At 68.6% G+C, this 1,867-nt stretch carries 2 protein-coding genes; both read right to left on the bottom strand.

Going from position 1 to position 1,867, the window contains the following annotated elements; translation table 11 throughout:
• Nucleotides 1-32: 32 nt before the first annotated feature.
• Nucleotides 33-1,457 carry an allantoinase PuuE gene (gene puuE / locus ACIPIA_RS15335; protein WP_400510793.1) on the bottom strand — a complete coding sequence of 475 codons (1,425 nt, stop codon included), beginning with the start codon at nt 1,455-1,457 and terminating at the stop codon, nt 33-35.
• A 7-nt stretch (nt 1,458-1,464) separates the two neighbouring features.
• Nucleotides 1,465-1,818, bottom strand: coding sequence for a hydroxyisourate hydrolase (gene uraH / locus ACIPIA_RS15330; protein WP_400510791.1), 354 nt, complete (start codon nt 1,816-1,818; stop codon nt 1,465-1,467).
• Nucleotides 1,819-1,867 lie beyond the last annotated feature (49 nt).

Raw genomic sequence — 1,867 nt, 5'->3', positions numbered from 1 at the left:
CGCGCTCCGGCGCTGAAGCTGGATCGCGCCGCCTAGCCGGCCGGGAGCAGCGCCTTGAGGCGGAACAGCGCGATCTTCTCGACCTCGGCGAGGGCGGTTGCGAGTTCCTGTTCGGGCGCGTTCTTCAACCGCTCGTCGAACGCGGCAAGGATCTGGGCCTTGGCCGCCCCTTTCACCGCCATGATGAAGGGGATTCCGAAACGTGCCTTGTAGGCTTCGTTCAGTGCCACGAAGCGAACGCGTTCGTCGCTGGTGAGGCGATCGAGCCCCGCGCCGGCCTGCTCCTGCGTCGATTCCGGCGTGAGCCCGCCTGCTGCGGCGAGCTTGCCGGCGAGGTCGGGATGGGCCGTGAGCAGCGCCTTGCGCTGCGCTGGCGTGCCGTTGCGCATCGCCGTGACCATCGCTGCGTGGAGGCCTTCCGCGGTATCCTCGGCCGCGCCGATCCCGGAGTCGTAGGCGGCATCGGCGATCCAGGGCGAATGCTCCCAAACGCGGCCGAACACCTCGGTGAATAGCGCCCTGGGCAGCCTCGAAGGCACATAGCCGCCGGCCGGGGGGTGTGTCCGGACCCAGTGGCGGGCGATGTCGAGACGGGTCGCCACCCAGACCCGGTCGTGGCTCCTGACATAGTCGAGGAAGCGGGCGAGCGCCGCGGCGCGGCCCGGGCGGCCGACGAGGCGGCAATGCAGGCCGATCGACATCATCTTCGGCGCGGTCTCGCCCTCGGCATAGAGCGTGTCGAACGAGTCCTTCAGGTAGGTGAAGAACTGGTCGCCGGTATTGAAGCCCTGCGGCGTGGCGAAGCGCATGTCGTTGGCGTCGAGGGTGTAGGGCACGGCGAGCTGCGGCCCCTTCGCGCCTGAAAGCCAGTAAGGCAGCTCGTCGGCATAGACGTCGGCGGTGTAGAGGAAGCCGCCTTCCTCCATCGTCAGCGGGATGGTGTTCTCGGAGGTGCGGCCCTGGTAGCAGCCGAGCGGCCGCTCGCCGGCCAGTTCCGTCTGGATCCGGATCGCCTCCAGGATGTCGGCGCGCTCGCGCTCCTTGGGGGTGTCGCGGTAGTCGATCCATTTCAGGCCGTGTGTCGCGATCTCCCAGCCGGCATCCTGCATCGAGCCGACGATCTCCGGATAGCGGGCAAGGGCGCTCGCTACCGCGAAGACAGTGACCGGCATGTTCCGTTCGGTGAACATCCGCCACAGCCGCCAATAGCCGGCGCGGGAGCCATATTCGTAGATCGACTCCATGTTCATGTGGCGCTGGCCCGGCCAGGGCGCCGCGCCGACGATCTCGGAGAGGAAGGCCTCAGAGGCAGCGTCGCCGTGGAGGATGCAGTTCTCGCCGCCCTCCTCGTAGTTGATCACGAACTGGACGGCGATGCGGGCCTCGCCCGGCCAGTGCGGGTGAGGGGCATTGCGGCCATAGCCCTTCATGTCGCGAGGGTAGGTCGTCTGGCTCATGGGTGCTCTAGCTGCCGCGATAGGTGGAATAGCTCCAGGGAGAGGCCAGGAGCGGGACGTGATAGTGCCCTTCCGGCTCGGAGATGCCGAAGCGGATCGGGACGAGATCGAGGAAGGCGGGCTCAGGCAGGGCGGTGCCGAGGCCCCGGAAATAGGCGCCGATCGCGAAGCTCAGCTCATAGCTGCCGGGCAGGAGGGTCCCGGACAGGAGCGGGGCGTCGGTACGGCCGTCGGCGTTCGTGACGAGCTGCGCCAGCCTCTCCCGGGAGCCGTCGGCGTGGAGCCGCTCCAGCGAGATCGCGACGCCCGCGGCGGGGCGGCCGTTGACCGTGTCGAGCACATGTGTCGAAAGCCGTCCCATTCCCTGCCGTCCCCCTCGCGATGCCGACGCCCGGCAGGCGCCGATTCCG

It is taken from the genome of Allobosea sp. CER48 (genome assembly GCF_044752385.1).
GTDB lineage: Bacteria > Pseudomonadota > Alphaproteobacteria > Rhizobiales > Beijerinckiaceae > Allobosea.
The sequence above is the reverse complement of the archived record's forward strand: the minus strand, read 5'-3'. Positions and strand labels throughout refer to the sequence as shown.